This is a genomic window from Halorubrum sp. CBA1125 (assembly GCF_009742825.1).
In the GTDB taxonomy this organism is placed as follows: Archaea; Halobacteriota; Halobacteria; order Halobacteriales; family Haloferacaceae; genus Halorubrum.
Map to the genome: position 1 here is coordinate 1 of NZ_WPCE01000280.1, position 2,674 is coordinate 2,674.

Sequence of the window (2,674 nt, forward strand, 5' to 3'; positions counted from 1 at the left end):
GGGGGCCGAGCGCGACCAACACGAGCAGGCCCGGAAGCGGCGCCTCGGGAACGAGCAGCGCGGTGATCAGGGCGAGACCGGACGTGAGAACGACGAGGGCAGCCCACAGCGCCGGGGCGCCGAAGTCGACGCCGACGCGCGCGGCGTCGCGGTAGACGGCCGCGGCCGCGACCGCGACGAGGAGCGAGGCGACCCCGCCGCCGAGGACCGGAGTGATCGACATACGGACCGTTCGGCCGAGCGGGGAAAAAGCGTGTCGCGAAGCGGACGGAACGCGGGGGGAAGTGGGTGCCCGTCGGCTACGGCGCCTCGCCCGTCTCGATGCTGAAGGAGTCGCGGGGGTACGCGACGCAGGTGAGCGTGTACCCGTCGTCGATCTCGGCCTCCTCGAGCATCTGCTGGTTGTCGTGCTCGACGAAGTCCTCGGAGGGACCGTCGGCGATCCGGCCGGCACACGAGACGCACTGGCCCTGTCGGCAGGCGTACGGGAGGTCCCAGCCCTGGTCTTCGCCCTGGTCGAGGATCGGCTGGTCGTTCGAGAGCTCGACGGTCTCGCCCTGCTTGACGAACTCGACCTCGAAGTACTCGACCTCGTCTTCGGGGATGTCGCCGGGACCGGAGCCGCCGGCGCCGCCCTCGTCGAGCTCGGCCTCGTCGCCCTCGCCGCCGGCCGGGATCGCGCCGCCGCCGCCGCCACCGCCGATGGCGCGGTTCCCCGGCTCCGGGAAGTCGGTCTCGGGCACGGCGGCGGCGCGCTTTTCGAGCACCTCGTCGGAGATGTCGGCGGTCGGTTCCCACCCCGTCCCGTCCAGGGTGCCGATGAGGACAAAAAGCAGCGTCGCGACCACCGCGAGCACGATCGCGGGAGGGGTCACCATTCCCGCGATCCCCAGTGGGTTGAGCATACGAGCCGATATGTCCAGGTGGATTAAGACCGTTTTGATCGGTCCAACGCCGTGAGAGCGGCGGCCGGCGCGTCGGAGCGGTCCATTTATCGGCCGAGCGGTCGACCGGACGGTCATGGAAGTGAAATCCCGGCACCACCTCCGGAGCGACGACATCGACGCGATCCGCGAGGCCGTCGCGGACCACCTCGGCGTCGACATCGACGGAGAGACCTTCGAGCTCGTCGAGTTCGTCGACGCGCCCTACGAGCTCGTGTTAGTCGACGGGGATCCGGCCGTCTTCTACGTCGACGACGACGAGCCGTTCCTCACCGTCCGGGGCGCGAACGACTACGATCCGAAGACGGGCGTCGTCACGGTCGACGCCGGCGCGATCTCGTTCGTCTCCGACGGCGCCGACGTGATGCGCCCCGGCATCGTCGAGGCCGACGACGCGATCCGCGAGGGCGACCTCGTCGCGATCGCCGAGGAGACCCACGGGAAGGTGCTCGCGGTCGGCCGCGCGCTCGTCGACGGCGACGACATGGGCGGCGACAGCGGCAAGGTCGTCGAGTCGATCCACCACGTCGGCGACGACCTGTACGAGTTCTCGGTCTGAGCCGGCGCGGCGCTCCCGGCGCGGTCCGGCTCCCACCGTGACCCAGACTCTTTGTGGGTCGCACCCGTATCTCCCGATCGTCCATGCCCACCGTATCCTACGAAGGCGAGGAGATCGAGTGCGAGGAAGGCGCCGTGCTCCGCGACGTGTTACGGGAGGCCGGCCTGTCGGTGCACAACGGGATCTCCAAGACGCTCAACTGCCACGGGCTCGGCCAGTGCGGCTCGTGTGCGGTCCAAGTCGACGGCGAGGTGAGCGAGCCCGACCGCAAGGAGAAGGTGCGCCTCTGGTTCCCCCCGCACCACCCGAGCCACGATGTCCGCCTCGCGTGTCAGACCCGCGTCGAGGGCGACGTCGAGGTGACGAAGGGCGACGGGATCTGGGGCCAGCACATCTAACACCGTCAGTCCGGCCATCTGGCACCTACAGCCTGTTCTCCGCGGCGGAGCGCGTTCGTCCCGGAGGTCCCGCTCGTCCGCGGCGAACCGAGCGGTCGCTCGGCGCGGAAAAAGACGCCCGCGGCGGGCGTGAGCCCGAAAGCGGGAGAAGGTTCAATCATCGCGTGTCAGAGTCGCGTCCGGCGTCAGCCGACCGACCCGCTCCTCGAATCGGCTTACTGCCGGACGACGTTGGTCGCGCGCGGGCCCTTGGGCGAGGACTCGATGTCGAACTCGAGGTCCTGGCCCTCTTCGAGGTCCGGGCCGCCGACGTCTTCCATGTGGAAGAACACGTCGTCGTCCGCGTCGTCAGTCTCAATAAATCCGTAGCCGCCAGTGTCGTTGAAGAAATCAACCTTTCCGGTCGCCATTGCACCCGAAGGGAGGACCCGATACGGGATAAGAATTGCGCGTGTACGGATACCACGGTCGTCGCCGGACGTTCGTTTCCGAAATCGACGCGGATCGTCAGCATCTTCGACGGACGGGCGGTCCGAGTCGATCCCGCCGACCGATCCGTCGGTCTGTCGTCGATCTCGCTCCGTCACGGAGGTTCTCGTCGTTGCTCTGGTTCTCTCCGTTGCGCTCCCGAACAGCGCGCACACGACGCCGAAGAACTCCCGATCCCGCGTGTCGAGAGGGACGCCGGCGGGCTCGACGTCCGTGGGCGTGATCTCGTCGTACCGGGTCGTGTCAGCACCCATCATCAGTAGTGAGTTCCCTACGCTTATCTA

Annotated in this window: 5 protein-coding genes; 2 read left to right on the forward strand and 3 right to left on the reverse strand. The window is 68.4% G+C overall.

The genetic code is table 11. From position 1 onward, the window contains the following. Both GJ633_RS15625 and GJ633_RS15630 read right to left on the reverse strand, forming a co-directional pair. The coding region (locus GJ633_RS15625) for a hypothetical protein (protein ID WP_156589521.1) at positions 1–223 on the reverse strand (223 nt) is incomplete at its 3' end. 76 nt (positions 224–299) lie between these two features. Then, on the reverse strand, positions 300–905 hold the full coding sequence (locus GJ633_RS15630) for a 2Fe-2S iron-sulfur cluster-binding protein (protein ID WP_156589522.1): 606 nt from the start codon (positions 903–905) through the stop codon (positions 300–302). A gap of 115 nt (positions 906–1,020) precedes the next feature. Between GJ633_RS15630 and GJ633_RS15635 the strand changes: the two genes are divergently transcribed. Together GJ633_RS15635 and GJ633_RS15640 are read left to right on the forward strand one after the other, a co-directional pair. Then, positions 1,021–1,503, forward strand: coding sequence for an RNA-binding protein (locus tag GJ633_RS15635; protein ID WP_156589523.1), 483 nt, complete (start codon positions 1,021–1,023; stop codon positions 1,501–1,503). An 83-nt stretch (positions 1,504–1,586) separates the two neighbouring features. Then, entirely contained in the window at positions 1,587–1,901 is a 315-nt protein-coding gene (locus GJ633_RS15640) for a 2Fe-2S iron-sulfur cluster-binding protein (protein ID WP_156589524.1), read from the forward strand. Positions 1,902–2,116: 215 nt separating this feature from the next. On the opposite strand, the gene GJ633_RS15645 is transcribed toward GJ633_RS15640, so the two are convergent. Beyond that, entirely contained in the window at positions 2,117–2,311 is a 195-nt protein-coding gene (locus GJ633_RS15645; protein ID WP_156589525.1) for a cold-shock protein, read from the reverse strand. Between the last annotated feature and the right edge of the window lie 363 nt (positions 2,312–2,674).

What these genes read in the sequence shown, in the direction of transcription:
- GJ633_RS15630 (WP_156589522.1), bottom strand. Translation starts at nt 905, where the DNA reads ATGCTCAACCCACTGGGGATCGCGGGAATGGTGACCCCTCCCGCGATC.
- GJ633_RS15635 (WP_156589523.1), top strand. Translation starts at nt 1,021, where the DNA reads ATGGAAGTGAAATCCCGGCACCACCTCCGGAGCGACGACATCGACGCG.
- GJ633_RS15640 (WP_156589524.1), top strand. Translation starts at nt 1,587, where the DNA reads ATGCCCACCGTATCCTACGAAGGCGAGGAGATCGAGTGCGAGGAAGGC.
- GJ633_RS15645 (WP_156589525.1), bottom strand. Translation starts at nt 2,311, where the DNA reads ATGGCGACCGGAAAGGTTGATTTCTTCAACGACACTGGCGGCTACGGA.